The organism is Sphingobium aquiterrae, from assembly GCF_037154135.1.
In the GTDB taxonomy this organism is placed as follows: Bacteria; Pseudomonadota; Alphaproteobacteria; order Sphingomonadales; family Sphingomonadaceae; genus Sphingobium; species Sphingobium aquiterrae.
Genome location: NZ_JBANFL010000006.1, coordinates 47,214 through 64,756, shown reverse-complemented (window position 1 = coordinate 64,756; position 17,543 = coordinate 47,214). Strand labels below are relative to the sequence as shown.

Annotated in this window: 17 protein-coding genes; 8 read left to right on the top strand and 9 right to left on the bottom strand. The window is 62.6% G+C overall.

The features are described from left to right. Nucleotides 1-21: 21 nt before the first annotated feature. The 7 genes from WFP78_RS08000 to WFP78_RS07970 form a co-directional block, all read right to left on the bottom strand. Complete coding sequence (locus WFP78_RS08000) at nt 22-3,072, bottom strand: DEAD/DEAH box-containing ATP-dependent helicase (protein ID WP_336960455.1); 3,051 nt, start codon at nt 3,070-3,072, stop codon at nt 22-24. Beyond that, on the bottom strand, nt 3,069-4,916 hold the full coding sequence (locus WFP78_RS07995) for a phospholipase D family protein (protein WP_336960453.1): 1,848 nt from the start codon (nt 4,914-4,916) through the stop codon (nt 3,069-3,071). Before WFP78_RS07995 ends, WFP78_RS08000 begins: the two co-directional genes overlap by 4 nt. Beyond that, nucleotides 4,913-6,157 (bottom strand): DUF6361 family protein, encoded by a 1,245-nt coding sequence (locus WFP78_RS07990; RefSeq protein WP_336960451.1) that lies wholly within the window; start codon nt 6,155-6,157, stop codon nt 4,913-4,915. The genes WFP78_RS07995 and WFP78_RS07990 overlap by 4 nt, the downstream gene beginning before the upstream one ends. A 39-nt stretch (nt 6,158-6,196) precedes the next feature. Further along, nucleotides 6,197-7,111, bottom strand: a complete 915-nt coding sequence (locus WFP78_RS07985) for an antitoxin (protein WP_336960449.1) — start codon at nt 7,109-7,111, stop codon at nt 6,197-6,199. Next, entirely contained in the window at nt 7,111-8,382 is a 1,272-nt protein-coding gene (locus WFP78_RS07980) for a MarR family transcriptional regulator (protein ID WP_336960447.1), read from the bottom strand. Before WFP78_RS07980 ends, WFP78_RS07985 begins: the two co-directional genes overlap by 1 nt. A gap of 63 nt (nt 8,383-8,445) precedes the next feature. Beyond that, nucleotides 8,446-8,754: an RES family NAD+ phosphorylase gene (locus WFP78_RS07975; RefSeq protein ID WP_336960445.1), complete on the bottom strand. Its 309-nt coding sequence runs from the start codon at nt 8,752-8,754 to the stop codon at nt 8,446-8,448. Further along, the gene (locus WFP78_RS07970; protein WP_336960443.1) at nt 8,754-9,104 is read right to left on the bottom strand and encodes an antitoxin Xre/MbcA/ParS toxin-binding domain-containing protein; all 351 of its coding nucleotides are present in this window, start codon (nt 9,102-9,104) and stop codon (nt 8,754-8,756) included. Before WFP78_RS07970 ends, WFP78_RS07975 begins: the two co-directional genes overlap by 1 nt. A gap of 487 nt (nt 9,105-9,591) precedes the next feature. Between WFP78_RS07970 and WFP78_RS07965 the strand changes: the two genes are divergently transcribed. Further along, nucleotides 9,592-10,407 (top strand): pseudouridine synthase, encoded by an 816-nt coding sequence (locus WFP78_RS07965; RefSeq protein ID WP_336960441.1) that lies wholly within the window; start codon nt 9,592-9,594, stop codon nt 10,405-10,407. A gap of 263 nt (nt 10,408-10,670) precedes the next feature. On the opposite strand, the gene WFP78_RS07960 is transcribed toward WFP78_RS07965, so the two are convergent. Next, nucleotides 10,671-10,850, bottom strand: a complete 180-nt coding sequence (locus WFP78_RS07960; protein WP_336960723.1) for a DUF983 domain-containing protein — start codon at nt 10,848-10,850, stop codon at nt 10,671-10,673. Between the two features lie 414 nt (nt 10,851-11,264). Here WFP78_RS07960 and WFP78_RS07955 point away from each other — a divergent pair, with 414 nt between their 5' ends. Genes WFP78_RS07955 through WFP78_RS07945 form a run of 3 tightly spaced genes read left to right on the top strand, consistent with a single transcriptional unit; the run spans nt 11,265 to nt 13,617 of the window. Then, the gene (locus tag WFP78_RS07955; RefSeq protein WP_065846061.1) at nt 11,265-11,594 is read left to right on the top strand and encodes a helix-turn-helix domain-containing protein; all 330 of its coding nucleotides are present in this window, start codon (nt 11,265-11,267) and stop codon (nt 11,592-11,594) included. Continuing rightward, nucleotides 11,581-13,284, top strand: a complete 1,704-nt coding sequence (locus WFP78_RS07950) for a SulP family inorganic anion transporter (protein ID WP_336960438.1) — start codon at nt 11,581-11,583, stop codon at nt 13,282-13,284. Before WFP78_RS07955 ends, WFP78_RS07950 begins: the two co-directional genes overlap by 14 nt. Nucleotides 13,285-13,308: 24 nt before the next feature. Continuing rightward, a complete protein-coding gene (locus WFP78_RS07945; RefSeq protein ID WP_336960436.1) occupies nt 13,309-13,617 on the top strand; it encodes an alkylphosphonate utilization protein in 309 nt (102 codons plus the stop codon). A 63-nt stretch (nt 13,618-13,680) separates the two neighbouring features. On the opposite strand, the gene WFP78_RS07940 is transcribed toward WFP78_RS07945, so the two are convergent. Beyond that, nucleotides 13,681-14,613 carry a 1-phosphofructokinase family hexose kinase gene (locus tag WFP78_RS07940; protein WP_336960434.1) on the bottom strand — a complete coding sequence of 311 codons (933 nt, stop codon included), beginning with the start codon at nt 14,611-14,613 and terminating at the stop codon, nt 13,681-13,683. Here WFP78_RS07940 and WFP78_RS07935 point away from each other — a divergent pair. The 4 genes from WFP78_RS07935 to WFP78_RS07920 all read left to right on the top strand — a co-directional run bounded on the left by WFP78_RS07935 (nt 14,603) and on the right by WFP78_RS07920 (nt 17,520). Next, nucleotides 14,603-14,995 carry a hypothetical protein gene (locus tag WFP78_RS07935; RefSeq protein WP_336960432.1) on the top strand — a complete coding sequence of 131 codons (393 nt, stop codon included), beginning with the start codon at nt 14,603-14,605 and terminating at the stop codon, nt 14,993-14,995. The genes WFP78_RS07940 and WFP78_RS07935 overlap by 11 nt on opposite strands. Before the next feature lie 84 nt (nt 14,996-15,079). Then, on the top strand, nt 15,080-16,663 hold the full coding sequence (locus WFP78_RS07930) for an MBL fold metallo-hydrolase (protein ID WP_336960721.1): 1,584 nt from the start codon (nt 15,080-15,082) through the stop codon (nt 16,661-16,663). A gap of 169 nt (nt 16,664-16,832) precedes the next feature. After that, nucleotides 16,833-17,030, top strand: coding sequence for an HP1242/YdcH family protein (locus tag WFP78_RS07925; RefSeq protein ID WP_336960430.1), 198 nt, complete (start codon nt 16,833-16,835; stop codon nt 17,028-17,030). 109 nt (nt 17,031-17,139) lie between these two features. Beyond that, the gene (locus WFP78_RS07920; RefSeq protein WP_336960428.1) at nt 17,140-17,520 is read left to right on the top strand and encodes a c-type cytochrome; all 381 of its coding nucleotides are present in this window, start codon (nt 17,140-17,142) and stop codon (nt 17,518-17,520) included. Nucleotides 17,521-17,543: the final 23 nt, after the last annotated feature.

Sequence of the window (17,543 nt, the reverse complement as noted above, 5' to 3'; positions counted from 1 at the left end):
TCGAAGTCACGGCAACACCGTCTAAGTTCGGACTTCGGTTTCGCTGTTGGTGGTCGATCGTCGCAGGCCCATCGCTGACAAATCAAGCACCAACGGTCTTAAAATATCGCGCGTCGGAGTCCCTCCTCGCGAAAGAACATCGATGAAATCCTCCTGATTGGGTTGGCCGAGCGCAAGGCGGTAAATCATGCGCTGTTCCCGGAGCTGCGCGAAGCGTAGCATGTCGCGCCCGAATGGCCGCTCAAAGACATGACGCTGGACCTCCGCTCCATCGAACACCCACCAGGGCTTCAACCCACTGGTGTCGACAAATCGGTCTGCCAGCTGCTGAAGGCGTATCCAGGGCGAACCGGCGCTCTGTTTCTCGGCCAGCCAATCGCCACGCAATTCCGATGCGAGCTGCCGGCGCACGGCAAGCCCGGCATAGCGCTGCACCCTACCCTCTCGCTGTTCAAGATCTAACGGATTGGAGGAAAGATCCCAGTGGACGACCTTCGCGCACCATGGATGGAAATCGAGCCCTTCCTGGCCGACCGATGTGGTTGCCAGTACATGCGGCCAAAAGGGCGTGTTGAAGGCGCGTCGCACCTCGTCCGGACGAGCAGGCGTAGACGTGTTGGCCTCCCCTCCTTTCCTGCTCACCGGTTCGGCCTCCGCATCCCCAAAGGGAACGGCGACGTGGCACCTCACCGGGATCTTCTCCGGATTTCGTGCGAGTGTGTGGAAGCTGAAACCGCCGGCGCGGAGCCCAATCGACTGCTCCAGGTCGGCCGCCAGACCGGCACTCCCTTCCGGCAGATTCTGCGCCCGCAGCCAGAAATGCTCGTCGAGGACGCTCTCCAGCCCACCATCGACTACTGCACGCATAACCTGTTCGACAGCGTTGGCACCGGGGAGCGACGCGAGGATCACGGGATTGTCGAGATACGCCCGAAGCCCTTGCCAACTCAGGCGAACGAGCGCCGCGAACCTGCCGGCATCGAGAATGGTCGAATCGTGGCGACGCAGCGCACGCCCAAGCACGACACCGGGCGCGCTGATCGCGTAGTCAACAAGGTCATTGAGCTCTTCCGGCGAGAGGCTGTCCAGCTTGGGCATCTGCCGCCATTTTTTGATGGCAGCGCGGGCTGCCTTATCGTCTCCGGTTGCCGCTGCCCAAGCGTCCGCGGAGACGCTCGCGAGACCGTCGAACTGCTCGATGGCCGCAATCGTCCGCGCGATCGAACGATGCCGGCGACGGTCCTTGGCAGTTGCGCGAACGACGATGTTCTTAGGCAGCTTGGCGAGGATCTGCCGCCGGACCTCCCTGCGCATCGCCGCCATGGTCGCTCCAGGCTTTGCCAACGGGTCTGTATTAAGGATTAGCCACGGGGATGGGTGGAACGCGGCCATCACCGGCCCAGGCATCGCGGCAAGCTTGAACCTGCGGCGGCGATAGGCCTTTTCGTACCCGCCCTTCTTGGGAAGGCAGTTCGCTTCCACCCCAAAACTGAGCAGCGCGGCGACCGCGGACGGAGTCGCCCTGAATCGACTGAACATCAGCAGCTTTGGATCACCGCCGGCTGATTTCCATGGGCCTGCGAGCGGCCACCATTCGAGGGAAGGCGCCGACCAGGGAAGCGACAACTTCGCTGGCCCCGCAATCTTCGTGAGGGCGCGCAGCTTCGCATCGGGCCAGCTCTCCGGGGCGTCGAGCCGGTTGCGACGCGCGCGCGTCATCTGTGGGACACCCTGCTCCGACTTGATGGTTGCCCGTCTCCACGCCGTATAGCGAGGGCCCATTGCCTGGGCTGGCAAGGGGATCGACGACCAATAAGGAAGCGCCTCATGGCTATCCCTATCGTCAAAGCTGTCAACCAGATGCCGGTAGACGCGGAAATCCTCGGAGGCGGGGCTGGCATCGAGATACTCCGTGCCGGCGAACGAGTCTGACGATACGACGCTGTCGCGTTCGGTACGCGACATGACAGGGGTGAGCAGGCCACGCAGCGCATCCCGCATGGTCGCCGCCTCCACGATCTCGTCTGCCAATGCAGGATGCCCGGCTTCCGCATGCGCGATGATGTCGCGCAGCTTGTCCCCAAAGCTGGCGAACAGCTTTGCCGCGTGCCCGCGTGCCGTTTCGCCCGCCAGAAAGCCGATCAACTCCATGAGCTGGGCATGCGCGAGGGTGCCCTGGCTTTCCTCCCATCGCGTGCTCAGCAAACGATAGGGCGTAGCGCTCAGCAAAAGGATTGCCGGCGGCGTGGCGGCGCCTACTGGTTCGAGGAGCGCCTTGAGTAGCGGATCGGAACTCTCGTCATCGAGCAAATCGCGATAGCGCTGAAATTCGTCAAGGATGACGAGGTCGGGTGGTTGATGCCGCAGCGTCGCAAGCGCCAGCGCCCTTCGCAGCTTTCCGACGAAAGCGGTCGGTTTGAGCGCTTTCGTACCGGTAGCGTCATCACCGTCAATAGCGTGCTCCAGCGCTTGGCGGACATCGGGCCCGAACTCGGTCGCCAACGCTTCCCGAAACCGCTGTGTCAGGTTCGGCGGAGCTTGTTGACGCTTCTTCTCGGCCTCAGTGAGCAGCCCTTCCCAGCTGCCGCCCACATTCAATCGCAGCACATTCGGGTCGAGACGGCTTGCAAATGCCGGATAGGCCTTCGCGAGCAGCACCTGCAGGAACGCCCGTTCCTCCTTTCTGCCGCCAGTGAGACGCACCTTCCCGCCGGGAAAGGATGTCGCCGGCGTCAGCGCGTAGATGAGGACGTTTTGGTCGGGTCGCTTCGACCTCGCGATCATCGAAAGCCGATCCGGCGTCTCAACGGCCTTCTTTCGTTGGGCCTCGTCGAGGAAAGCAACAACCCGCGACTTGTTCTGGAACGACACGGCGTGGCCGTTGGCGATGTAGTAGATCGTCAGCGGACGCGTGCCGCCCTGCGACATCCTCCGCGCGACCTCTTTCGCGACGACCGTCTTACCGAGACCAACCTCGTCCGCGACAAGGAAGCGTCGACGACCGGCCTGATTTTCGAACGATCGGATCGCACTTTCGACCGTCGCATTTTGAAATGGCTTGGGTTCGCTCATCGCCGATGGCCCCCTCCGGCCCCGACCAAACCGGATCGAATCTTACCCCACAAATCCTCGAAGCGACGCAACATAGCGATCGCCTCGGGGTCCTCCTGCCGCGCTTGCTCGAGCACCGCCGGCAGATAGTCGGACACGCGGCGCTCAATCTCCCGGAACTTGGTCCGATCCCGCGCCCATGCCGCCAGCATTTCCTCAAGCGTCGGTAGCGCACTGGACAGCGGTGCATCAACGCCGGCGCCCAGTCGTTCGGCGACCTGCTCTATTGTCCAGTCGCCCTCGCCCTCTCGGCCATCATCGGCCAGAAGGCCCGCGAGCCACAGCAGGAACCCGCGTGTGCCCAGCAACCGCACGAAGGCCGCGCGATCGCGTTCGACCCCGAAGGGAGGGGCAGCCGGCGCGCGCTGCAGCCACGAGAGCCCCTTCTCGCCAAGACTGACGCGGAGCCGGACAAATTCTGTACGCTCGGCCGGAGGCACGCTCCCCAACGAGATCGCGGTCACGGCACGCGGCCAGACGCGCAGATCGCCGTTCAGCGCCCCGATTTCCAGCACCGCGCCTGCTTCATCCGGATGAGGCCCCCTAGGGTATTGGGCAGGGTCTTGTTCGATGCGGAGATCCTCGCCCTCGACGGCGAGGGTTGCCCCCCAGCGGGCAGCGACCTGCGCACGCGCACGCTCAAGCGCCTCTTCCTCGAGTGTGACCGCATCCGGCTCGAACTCGCGTTCGGGCACAGGGATGCAGCGGGCCGCGCCGACCAGTGCTTTCAAACCTGCCTCGACGCCTTCGGTGATGCGAAGCTCGAGCGTTGCTTCGGCATTCCGGCCGGACCAGGCCCGTCTCGTGGCATTGGCGCTACCCAGCCACAAAGTGCGCGATCGGCCAGTGCGCCAGAACAGCAGCTTGGCGTGTAGACCGCGGCCAATCTGCTGTTCCTCGTCCGCGGCGTCATCCTGCTCACCCAACGCTGCTGCACTGTCTGCAGGTTCTGGATCGGCGATTGGATAATCTGGACCATCTAGCGCCAGCAGACTGTCGAACGTGCGAAGCGATGGCCCTACCCGATCAATCTCCCGCATGGTCGTGAGCAACGTGCGGCTGGGCTTGTCCTTCCCCGGAGGCATCTGTGCGGCAAGAAATGCTTTGTCGACGAACGGGCTGACGACGAGAATCTCATCGGTGCGCGCTGGCGGTGTCGGGATCTCCATCGGGACCAGCCCGCTCGACCAGCGCAGCGCTTCAACCGTAACCCCGGCCGGCGCGCGCCACTCAACCTTGCCGATGGCCGAAGCGAGTGACGCGCTGCGCGCGCCCTTCAACTCGGCACGGTCGGCCAAGGACCGCGCAAGCGCATCGGCGCCGGGAACCTGCCTCGCCCCTTGTCCACCTGATACGAGCAACAGCCCAATGTCGCGGTTCACACACTCGGTGAGGTTGCGACTGCCGAGCCACAGACGCCAACGTGTCTCGCCCTCATCCGACCGCAACCGCACCAAGGCCACCTTCGGATGCCAGCTATGCGTCGCTTCGTCGAAGTCTACCTCGCGCACGAACTGGTCGAGCACCGCCGCGATGCGTGGGGTTCGCCGCATCTTGGCAAGACGGCCGCGTTGGATGACGATCCGAACCTTGCCCCTCAAACGCTCGACTGCATCGGCGAAATCGGTGGCGCTCCCCTTCCCGGCATCGCTATCCTTCCCGGCAAGCGCGAGCAAAGCGGCCCCGATCGAAGCGAGATCCGCCGAGTAGGCCGCCAACACGGCCAACTCGACCGCCTCGTCTGGACCGGGGCGTAGGGTCTCGAGGTAGGAAAGAGCGGGCCAGCTTTGTGGGGTGTCGGTCATACCGCCTCGGCCAGGTCGGCAAGCAGGGTGCGCACCTGTCCCCAGCGATAGTGAAGCACGTCGGACAGGACGTGCTCGTCGGTTGCCCACTCGGCCCGTCGATCGCGGCCGTTTGGCGTTTGAGAGAGCCGCGCTCGCGCGCCCTTTCTCGCCTCGGCAGCCTGAAAGACATCGTACAGGCTCGACGGATCCCCGCCGCCTTGGGCCAGCCACGTCTTCGTCGCCTCAAGGACGGACAACAACCGCGCCGGCATGATGCCGATGTCCGTCTGGAGCCCGGCCAGGTCGAGTTCGACGGCACGACCGCCATAATCTCTGACCATGCCATCAAGATGGAGCCGGTGGCGCGCCGAGTCTTTTCTGCCGTCATGCTCAACCACGATCCGCTCCAGAAGAGCGTCGTAAATCGCCCGGCCGATACCCGACAGACATGCTGCCTGTTCGGCGCGAACGAGCGCCGGGCGGTCATCGCCTGCGACAGCGAGCACCGCATCGTCGAACATGTCGGACGGCGGGACCATCTCCAGCCGCGCCAAGCGGGCGATCAATGACGGTTCAGCCCGATCTTTCGGACGAACCCGAGCGACATGCTCGCGCAGGAAATCGGCTTCCAATTTCTCCATGCGGAGAGAGATTTCGCCGTCCAGCCAGTTCGCCGGTCGCCGTGGCATTTTCACGAAGGGCGGCTCGGAGCTGACCAGCAGCTGTCCATCGTCGTCGGTCGCCGTCTTTCCTGAGCCCAGCAGTCGATGAGCCTGCGCGCGCGAGATGGCTCGGGCATTGGGGCCGGGCCGCAGGATGCCCCAGGTCGCGAGCGCATTCCAATAGACGGTCGATGGGGGCTGCGCTGATGGCTTCGGGAACTTCACACCCCCGATCGTGCCTCTGCGATCGGGATGATCCTCACCTGGCTGGTTCCTCAGACGGCCAGCCAGTACGCGCTCTTTCTCCTGCAAGGCTCGCTGCGCGACGGGCCCGGTCGCTGGTGCCAGATCCTCGAACAACCACGGCACAAAGAGCAGGTAACGTGCGCGCGTGTGCAGAACCGAGGTTCCCGGGAAGAAGAGGTCCGCATAGCCCTGATGGATCGTCAGGAAGCCGATTTCGTCACGAACCCCTGTCGACTCCTCATCCATCTGCGCCTTCGCGCGAGCAAGGGCCTCGCGAGAGAGATATGTCCAGCCTAGCGACGGTTCGACGGATGGGTTGGCGCGCGATCGCGCTTTGATCACAGACACCATCGGTTCAATCCCTGCCGAGCGGGATGAGCCGGACCGGCATCACCCTCCTGTCTCCAGGGCAGAGAGAAATTTCGCCATCAGGTCCGCCACTCGGCGCTGGCGAAGAATCCGCAGATCACGAACGTCCTCGTTACCACCGGCGTCGGCGTCGTTGTCCTCGAAACGTGCCACCGCGACAGGTCCGTCCCGGCGATAAGATTGGCCTGGATCATCATGGACGAAGCGGGTCTTGAGCTTCGCAAGTGCCTCGCCGACCGCATCGACGTGCGGTCCCGCTAGCGCCTCCTTGAAGGCGGCGATCACCGCGTCCAGCCCACCCGGGTGATGCTCCAGGCAGTAGACGAGATCATGCGCATCCTTGCGCGCGTTGCGATGATCAAAGGCGAATGCCTTGAGGCACGTGAAGCTGACGATATTTGCGTATCGGACCGTCTCGGTCGCCAGGCCTTCACCGTCGAGCAGCTCGGCGGTCAGTTCGGTCTTGTCGTGCAGATCAAACACCATCGAGGCATGGGGGATGTTGAGCGCAGAGACGTTGCCTTCGGTCGGAAGCACCTTGACCTTCCCGCCGCCGAGCTCAGGATGCTCGGCGAGGAACTCGAGGATCATGGTGATGCCCGTCTCCAGACGGGCCTCCCAGCGCCACGAGACCTTCACCCCATTCTCATTGGTTCCGCGATCGAAACCCATCGTATGGAGGTTCTCCTCCAGCGTGCTGTAGGCCTCGGTGTCGGTCAGGATGCCCACATCGACGACAACATCCACATCGCCGGTGCCGGCGTGCTGGGGCACCTCGGGCGGACGAGCAGCGACCAGATAACGGGGCGTCAGCCCGCCGACGAGAAACACCGATTCCTTCCAGGGGCCGAAGCCGCGGAGGAGCGTGACGAGCACACGCTCACAGGCCTCGGTCACGCCACCATCATAGGCGGCCATTGTCTTAGGTTTGGTCATTATCCTGGAAGCCGTTCGGAGCGGAGGTGGTCGGCCATGTCCTTGGCGCGCCCAGCCCCCTGAAGAAGGTCGAGATAGACCTGGACCGGCGGCGCATAGGCAATGCCGTCGATCCTCTTGCCCACCGCGATGTCGCGCTTGCTGGCATCTTCGATGACGCCAAGGTTCCAGCCTTCCGATACGGGTCGAGCGTTGAGGCGCGAGAGGACCTCGCTGTGCAGCCGTCCGCCCTGAATCCGGCATTTGAGCTGCGAGATCGCGGAGAGGTACGGCGCATAGGCCTGCGCTGCGGCCTCGGCCGTCACGGCATATTGCGCGCCGACATCGCGACATGCCTCGTCGAGCCGGCGCGCGATCTCGTCAGCGTCTCCACCGGGCACATAGTAGCGTTCGATCCGCGGCGGCTTCTGATCGGCGATCAGGCGCGCCCACTCGTCGAGGACAGGCCCGCGCTCGCGCAGACGGCGCAGCTTTGCCGGCCCCGCCCCCTCGACCTCAAGCCAATCGCGGCGCTCCATTTCGGTCAAGGTTTCCGACGCGGTCGCCGGCGATACGCCGGTTTCTTCGGCGAGATCCTTGACGCTAACCCAATCGGGCGCGGCTTCCACAACTGCCTGAACGATACGCGCGCGCTGCCCCTGAAAGATCGAGCCGAGAGCACGGCCCGCTTTCTTGGGCGGCGGCCGATCAATCAGCACGTAGGCTCCGGACGCCGGGATGAAGAGCGAGCCGCCGAGATCGAAATAACCGATACTCTCCTGCTGAAGGATATCGCGTGCACCCTTCGAGATCGCGCCGGCGATCAGCATGGCGACTCTCTCGCCAGCCCCATCCATCTGGTCGAGATAGTCCCGCAGCTGCCAGATCTGCTGGCGGACGTCCCTGGGAAAGAGCTCGCGCTTCGCTTCGACCACCAACTCGAATTGCTGGTGGTTGAGGCGCACATCGAGCAAGCCATCAGGGGCATAGCGCGCGCCGACGCGCTCCTCTCCGGCGCGCTGATGCACGGAAGCGCCCGGCAGCGCTGCTATGGCGCTGCACAGCTCCTCCAGCAATTCGCGTTCCTCAAGCTCAAAAATTCGCATATTCGACCACCAGTGAATATGTCGCTCATATCGAACATTCGGCGATATAGCAATATTCACTGTCCAGCGAATTTTATAGAAACGGATCTTTGTCTCGGAATTGCGGGCAATCGGAGAGGCATTCAACGTCGATGGTGTTTCAGCGTTTCTCGAAACCGGCATTCCGGTGAAATGGAGGCCAGCCACCCTTGAAGGCGGCGGGGCGCTACCCGTTTGGCGGCACCTGCCTAGTTCGAAGTTGCCGAACGATCACGTTGTAGGTGGCATGCAGACCCTGGCTGCGCGCCATAAGCATTTGGTGATCGCCGGATATGTCCCGCGCAGATCGGCAATAGCGTTGGCAGTAACATCATAGGCTGCCAGCGTGCCGTGGCGCACCAGCTCCTGATGCATCTCGACTATCGCGGTCACATAGTCCGCGGATAGGTAGAGTGTGGGTGTGCCCATGGGATTCCAGCGGCCGTCAGTCCGGTGTGACCCGCTTTCGAGTGGGCGGCGCTGCCAGCGTACGCCAAGCATTCGCCAGTAGCGGCCCTGCAGCGGCGCCAGCGATGCCATCAGGAATAGACGCCCTCGTCCATGCTATCGAGCGTCCACAATACTGCCTCGGCCTTGCCCTCTTCCACCAGTTCCTCGGCCGTCTTGCCAAAACCGGGGATAGGTTGGTGGCGGAACCAGATGATCGCCCTGCCCTCATCGCCGGCAAGCTCGGCTGCGCGCGTGATGATGCGCACAATTTCTCCGAGCTTGGCCTGCACGATAGGGCTGGCGGGATGCGCCGTCATCGTGTTGCGATTGAGGTGGGCGATCCGCGACAGGCGCGTCATCGGCAGTCGCAAGCGCTCCGCCATGCGGCGCGGTGCGATCAGGTCGCCGTCACGAATATCATCTAAAAAAGCAGTAAGCATGCATGCACTTCTAGCCTGATATATGCATCTATCTGCCTCTTTGCATCTCATTTCAATGATGCTGACGATCAATTGGCATTTTCAGGCCCAATGCTGCTCAAGCAGGCCCCTCAAAGCCGTCTCCGCCTCTCCCCCCACTCGGCCGAGTTTGCGAAAGTGAGGTCTGGATTCGCTGGAAGTTCCGTTGTGCCATGCCCAGGATCAGCTGATTTACGTGCTACGACCGACCATGTGGGGATGCTTCGATGTTTGAAGATTACGCGCCGGGCTGTCGAGGTGTTGACCATGGTCCGAGAACCGCCGATGATAGTGTGATGGTGAACCGCACTTCCCTCCGCGCCGGCAGACTGCACGCCGGCACCTAGCCCCGGATGCCGCAGGCGGTGTTCGGGGGCGAGAACAATCCGCTGCGGCCGCGTTTCTGATCCGCACTCAAGATATTGCTTGGCTCCTATCGCACGCGGCGCGTCGGGGCGTGGGATCGTTCATGGTTCACGACCATCGGGGCCGCGGCGTCGATCGCCGTTTTGACCGAGAAAGAGCACGGCACAAGCCAGCGGAGGTCGTGAGTTTGCCTCGTGCGCTATCGAAGCTGGGCTTCTGCTCGCGTACAGAAGCCTTACGCCTGATCGAGGCTGGCCGGGTCAGTGTAGGTGGGCGCCGAGCGCAATCCGCGAGCCAGCGGGTGGATTTCTCGCTTGCAAACATCACGGTCGACGGCAGTGCGATCCGCGCAGGGCGCAAGGTCTATCTCATGCTGAACAAGCCAAGGGGCCTGGTGACCACGCGCCGCGATCCACAGGAGCGGAAAACGGTCTATGATTGTTTGCCGGAGGATCTGCCGTTTGTCTCGCCAGTTGGGAGGCTCGACAAGGCGAGCGAGGGTCTGCTTTTTCTGACGAACGACACGGGGTGGGCCGAATATCTGATGAACCCCGCTTCGGGTATCTCGAAGACCTACCATGTGAAGGTCGATCGCGCCGCCGATGAACGCCTGATCGCCACGCTCCAGTTGCCGGTCGAGGATAAGGGAGAACGTCTATCGGCCGCATCCGCACGGCTGCTGCGCACGAATGGCCGTTCGAGTTGGATTGAGGTCGTGTTGACCGAAGGGCGAAATCGCCAGGTACGCCGGATGTTGGCAGCTTGCGGCAGCAATGTGCTCAGGCTGGTTCGGGTGGCGATCGGTGGCGTCAGCCTCGGCGCCCTCGAGAAAGGCGCGGCTCGACCGCTGGAGATGGACGAACTCGTGCAACTTGGCGGGCTTCAGACACCCACCAATGGCGTTCGCCCAGGTTGCTGACACACATGAAAACGGGAGGGGATGGCAGTTTAACGTGGCAAAATATGGCACCATGCGGCGATATTCCGCCTGTTGGCGTGGAGCAGTCGCGCGAAGAGCATTCGTTCCTCAACCGTGATCGCATCGAGCAATGCCCGGCGCCCCACATAGTCTTCGAAGCGGCTTATCTGCTCTTCGAAGAACGCAGACGGGTGACGAGGCCTTATCGGGTGTGTGTGCCCAATTACAAAGGCCGCCGGCCCAGCGGGCTTACGCGCCACAGGCTATTCCTTCTGTTCGTCGCGACATGGTTGGAAACCATACATGCCAAACCACCACTGGCCAGCGATAATGGCGCCCTTGGCGGGCTGGAGAAGTCCGATCATCAACACCATCGCGACCGGAACAATGATGGCGACGCGCGCTCCCACAAAGAGGTCCGCATCCTTGACGATCGCGATGATCAGCGGCGCGAGAATATGTCCGGTCAGGAAGATTGAGACATAGGCCGGAAAGTCGTCGGCTTGCTAAGGCGTCCTGGCCGCAGACGTTGCACTTTGCGATCGGCTTCAGGAACTTGCGAAAAAACGCACCCCCGCCGCAGGAGGGACAGCGGCCGAACGCCCCCCTTCCCATCGCGGGTCACAGGGATTTCGGCTGTCCTTGCGGGAAACGTGTCTTGGACGCGCGTTCAAACGCCTGACCCTGCCTCCGGCGTCGCCTGGAACCTGCCCATATCAGAATAACGCGGACATGACTGGAAACTCCTTTGGCGCCGGGGCCATCAGCGGAGGGGTTGGCTGCAGAATTTCATCTAGCATATCGCACATATGAGAGGTAAGATTGCAATTAGATGTTTCATACATCACGAGGACTCAATGATCACATCACAGCAAATGCGCGCGGCGCGTGCTCTTCTCGGTATCGACCAACGCCAACTGGCTGCTCTGGCCAACGTCTCGCTTCCGACGATCCAGAGAATGGAGGCGTCGGACGGGCAGGTGCGCAGCGTGGTCGATACGCTGGTGAAGGTGATCAACGCACTGGAAACCGCCGGAATCGAGATCATCGGTGAGAATGCGACCAGCAACGGCGCCGGGCGCGGGGTCCGGCTGAAGGATACCGCAGCGGGAAGTCAGCCGAAGCGCGTGCCATCGATGCTCTACGATCAGGCTGGCGAACCGCAGGCCGAAAATGAAGCCATATGATGCGCGGCTGACCGCGTTTACGCCGAAACTGGTAACGGTTCTCGGCGAGGGATATACGTTCGATCGGCTGCGGCGGGACAGCATTGCGGGGCTGACGGTCGCGATCGTCGCCCTCCCCCTCGCCATGGCTTTGGCGATCGCGAGCGGCGCGACCCCGGACAAGGGATTGATCACGGCCGTCATCGCCGGGTTCCTCATTTCGGCGCTGGGCGGTTCGCGCGTCCAGGTGGGCGGGCCGACAGGCGCGTTCGTCGTCGTCGTCTTCAACGTGATCGCCCAGCATGGCTATGACGGGCTCCTGCTGGCGACGCTGATGGCGGGCGTATTGCTCATTGTTGCGGGCTATTCCGGGCTCGGGAGCCTTGTGCGCTTCATTCCGCAGCCGGTGGTGACCGGCTTTACCGCCGGGATCGCGGTGATCATCGCTTCAAGCCAGGTGAAGGATTTCCTGGGCTTGTCGATGAAAACGGTGCCCGCGGACTTCATACCCAAGTGGTCGGCCTATTTCTCCGCGCTCGGGAGCCTGCAGCTCGCCACTCTTGCAATTGGCGCCGGCTCCCTCACGCTCATCATCGCTCTGCGAAAATGGGCCCCGCGCCTCCCCGGCTTCCTTATCGCCGTCGTGCTGGCGAGCGCCATCGTCGCCCTTCTCCATGTCCCGGTCGAGACGATCGGATCGCGCTTCCCCGAGCTTCCCACCGGCCTGCCCGCCCCTGCCCTGCCGGAGATCTCGTTTGCCCGGCTGCAAGCGGTGGCGCCTGCAGCCTTCACCATAGCGTTCCTCGCCGGGATCGAGGCGCTGCTCTCGGCCGTTGTGGCTGATGGCATGATCGGTTCCCGGCACCGCTCCAATCAGGAACTCGTCGGGCAGGGCGTGGCGAACATGGCCTCGGCCGTTTTCGGAGGGCTGCCCGCGACCGGAGCCATTGCACGGACCGCGACCAATATCCGCGCCGGCGCGGTGACGCCGATCGCCGGCATGCTGCACGCCGTCTTCCTGCTCCTGTTCATCCTGTTCGCCTCGAAGCTCATGGCCTTCGTACCGCTGGCCGCACTGGCGGCGATCCTGTTCATGGTGGCCTGGGGCATGAGCGAGCACCACCGTTTCCTTCAGCTCCTGCGCATGCCGACTGGCGACAGGAGCCTGCTGTTGCTGACGTTTGGACTCACGATTTTCATAGACCTGACCGTGGCGATTGCGGTTGGCGTGACGCTGGCATCGCTACTGTTCATGATGCGGATGAGCCGCACTGTTGAGATCGCGAGCGATGGCGAAGGCGCAGCCTCCGATGCCGAAGAGGAAGAACTCGACCAGCGCACGGCCTTGCCGGCAGGCGTCGAGGTGTTCCGCATCGATGGCCCGATCTTTTTCGGGGTCGCCAACGACCTCATGGACACGCTGAGGCGCATCGGGTCCGCTCCCAAAATCATCATCCTGCGAATGCGCCGGGTTCCGCTGCTGGATGCAAGCGGCGTCACGGCAATGGGCGACATTGTCGACCATGCCAAAGTGCTGGGCATCCGGGTCATCCTTTCGGGCGTGACGGCGCAGCCGATGGAGATGCTCGAAAGAGTGTCGCTCGGCCCCTCGAGCAGTCGGGTTTTGCATAGTGCGAATTTCGCGGATGCCGTGCGGCTTGCTTCATCCCTCACCGTGGAGCCGGCCTCCTCGACGCAGACAGTCCATTGATCACCACCTACGAAGGAACCCAGGATGAGCGATGCAAACGACGAATATGTCTATGATGAAGCTTCAGGCGAATGGCTCCCCGCCGCCGAGGCTGCGGCGAAGGCCGCGGCAGCAGACTTGGTCGAGGTTCGGGATTCGGCAGGGAACGTCCTCGCGGACGGGGACAGCGTCATCACGATCAAGGATCTGAAGGTCAAGGGCGCCGGGCAGACGCTGAGGAAGGGCACCGTGATCAAGACGATCAGGCTGACCGGCGATCCGCAGGAAATCGACTGCCGCTACGATGGCATCAAGGGCCTGGTCCTGCGAGCCGAATTTGTGCGCAAACACTGAGGCAGTGAAGACGCGTTCTCACCGCGCCGGAAGTCGAGTGGGATATACCGATCTTCGCAACACTCAGGATATTTGCGACGTCCGTTGGTATAGGCGTTCGATGTCGCTTGGCCTGGCGAGATCGTGGCCCGGGCTCATCACGGCGGCAGCGCCAGCGGCAATGCCGAGACGGAAGGCTTCGCCCATCTCCCAGCCAATCGAGATCGCAAACAGCATGGCGGACAGGAAGCTGTCACCGGCACCAACCGCGCTTTTCGCCTCGATGGGGGCAGCTGGCAGGAAAAGCGGTCCGGCGGCGCTGGCAAGGATCGCGCCTTCATGGCCCATGGTCACGGCGACATGGGCGGATCGTCCGGATCGAACGATTTCGAGTGCAGCATGGGCGATTTCGTCGGGATCGCCGAGTTCGAGCCCGGTCAATTGCCGCAACTCGCCGATGCTGGGCTTCACGAGAAAGACGCCGCCTTCATCGAGGCCGCCCTTAAGTCCCGGTCCTGAACTGTCGAGGATGACGGGAATATTGCGTCGGCGCATCAGCGCGACGACCTGACCGTAGAAATCGTCGGGCATGCCGGGCGGCAGCGAACCGCTCAACACCATGAAATTGCACTGCGCGGTTTCAAGCTTGTCAAGACAGGCCTGCCACTCGGCGGGTTGGATGGTCGGCCCCGGTGGAACGAAACGATATTCCTTGCCGCTTTCGAGCTCGAGCACGGCGGATGCGACGCGGGTATGGCCCGCGATGTGGATGCGATTGTGGACGAGCTGATGGAGGTCGAGCAGGCCGTCAAGAGCATTGCCGGTGGCGCCGCCCGCCATATAATAGCTTCGGGCATTGCCGCCGAGGCGGACAAAGACTCGAGCGACGTTGATACCGCCGCCGCCTGGGCTGTAGAATTCGGATTTGGTCCGCATCTTGCGGGTGTGGAAAATGCGATCGACTTCATAGGCGACGTCGATCGTCGGGTTCAGCGTCAGCGTGGCAATGTTCGTCATCCCGTCATTTGAGCGGGCTGGATGTATTTCCGTCTATCCGCAATATCCCCAATTCGTTCCGCCGGCGCGACGTGCCAAGACAGCCCTGCCGGGCATCGCAATCCCGCTGATGCCTGACGTCGTTCCGCCCCTCCCCCAAGTGCAAAATCTGTTCGCCAGTCCCGTCATCATCACACTGGCCTCGCTATCCGTGATTGCTTGCGTTCTGGAACTGTCCGAGCTTCTCGATCGCGCCATTGCAGCTAGGCTCCGCGAACGAGGAGATGCGAGGGGGATCTGGCTGCTACCCTCCAATACCACGGTAGCAGTGCTGATGTTTTTCCGTTTTGATGAACGATCCAGCAGGTGCATGTCGGTGCTCGCTAAGGAAAATCTCTCATAGCGGGAGCATAGCGCGTCACTAAGGTGTCACGGATCAGGACCCCGCCAATTTGGAGCATGTGCAGTGACGAATAACGAGCCCAGGATCACCTTCCACGGCGCCGCGGGGACAGTCACAGGCTCGTGCATGGAGCTTGAACATGACGGCCGCGCGATCCTGATCGATTGCGGCCTGTTCCAGGGACCCCGGACGCTCGAAACGCTCAATCGCGAGCCATTTTCGTTCGATGCGCGCAAGATCGCCGCCGTCGTCCTCACGCACGCACACATCGACCATAGCGGTCTATTGCCAAAGCTTGTCGCCGAGGGCTTCAGGGGCCCGGTCTATGCGACGCCGCAAACGCGTGATCTTCTCTACCACATGCTGCCTGACGCCGGGCGCATCCAGGAAAGCGAAGCGGAGCGGCGTAACCGCCGCAAGGATCGAAAGGACGAGGAGCCGATCGAGCCGATCTATACCGAGGCCGATTCCAAGGCGGCCTATGATCAGATCGAGACGGTCGCGCTGAACAAGTGGTTCCAGCCCGCGCGGGGCTTCACGGCCCGGTTGTGGAATGCCGGCCACATTCTCGGATCGACTTCCGTCGAGATGCAGGTTGGCGAAACGCGCCTGCTCTTTTCCGGCGACCTTGGCCCGGATCACAAGGCCTTTCACGCCGATCCCGAAGGACCGGCGGGGCTTGATCATGTGATCTGCGAAAGCACTTATGGCGACCGGGCCCGCGAGGATCTGACGATCGAGCAGCGGCGTACGCTCCTGGAAGCCGAAATCAAGGCTGCGTTGACGCGTGGCGGCAATCTCGTCATCCCGGTATTCGCGCTTGAGCGGACGCAGGAGTTGCTCCTCGACATTGCCATGCTCATCAACACCGGCCGTCTGGCGCATCCGCGGGTATTCATCGACTCTCCCCTGGCGACACGGGCGACCGAGGTGTTTGCAAAGCACGCCAGCGAACTCGAGGACATGGGCTCGGGCGAGGTTTTCCATCATCCGTCCTTCCACTATGTCCTGAACGCTACGGAATCGATGCGGCTCAACAGCCTGTCCGGCGCGATCATCATGGCGGCTTCGGGAATGTGCGAAGCCGGGCGCATTCGCCATCACCTGCGGCATAATCTGGGGCGGCGTGAATCGACGATCTTGTTCGTCGGCTTCCAGGCGGCCGGGTCGCTCGGCCGGACCATTCTTGATGGCGCCAACCGGGTGCGGATCTGGGGGCAGGACGTCGCCGTCCGTGCCCAGATACGCAGGATCGACACCTATTCGGCGCATGCCGACCAGCAGGATCTTCAGCGATGGATCAAGGCGCGGCAGCCGATCGACGGTAGTCTTTTTCTGAGCCATGGCGAGTCGGGATCTATCGAGACGTTCCGCCGGCTGTTGCAGGCGGATGAGGCGGCGACATCGATCATCGCTCCACAACTGGGCGAGACCTATGCGTTGCCTGCGCGCGCGTCGGCGCGGCGCCTCAAGACAGGCGACCCCGAACTGCAAGGCGCGGTCGGGCGCGACTGGCAGAATGACTACGCCGATTTCTCGATCCGCCTGAAGAAGGAACTCCAGGGTATTGAGAGCGCCTCGGCGCGGCGCGAAGCCCTCGCGCGGATGTCGGAGGTCCTTCGCTCGTACCAGGACCATCGCGACAAGCGGAAAGCGAAGAACGGCTAGATTTTCCTAGCGGCGCGGCGACGGGGATAATTGGATCAGGCCTGGAACGGATTAGGGAACCTACTTATGGGCGCGCCTTGGCGTGTCTTCTATTACGTTCGCGTGGAAACCAACGGAGTAAGACATGTCGAATACACCGCATACATTGGGCGAAGAGTTCCCGGACCAGATGGACAAGATCCACGCGCTGAAGGTTTCGGACCCGATCTTTGCGCAGCTGCTCGCCGCCTATGATGAAGTGAACGACGAGATTCATGTGGCCGAGACGAACGTTCAGCCGACGTCGCAGGATCGTGAAACCGAGCTCCGCAAGCGCCGCCTGGCGATCAAGGACCAGATCACCGAGGCGCTTTCACAAGCAGCCTGATCGGTCGAGAGGGGCCGGGCGCACGGCGTCCGGCCTTCTTCCGCGCGCCTTGTGAAGAGCGGCAGGATCGGGATTTTTCAAGGTTCTTGTCTTTCTGGGTAGATTCAGCATGTGGAAGGAAGCCATTGCAATCAGCCTGTTGCTGACGGGGACCGCTGCCTTTGCGGTTGCTGGGAGCGCGGGAGAAGTGTCTCGAGGCCGCGACCTGGCGGAGCGGCGATGCGCGAGTTGTCACGCCATCGGCGAAACCAATGCGAGCCCCAACCGGCTCGCACCGCCGTTTCGAAATCTCTACAGGCAATATCCGGTCGACGCTTTGCAGCCGGCGTTCCTGAAGGGTCTTGAGGTCGGTCACCGTGATATGCCGCGTTTTATCCTGACGCCGCAGGAGGTGACGGACATCATCGCGTTTCTTCATAACCTCAACCCATGCCGCAAACCTTCGTCGGATGACGCAGCCATGGCGAGGTGCTTCGCGCCCGTGGAATGACGGGAGCCGGCGCATCACTGACG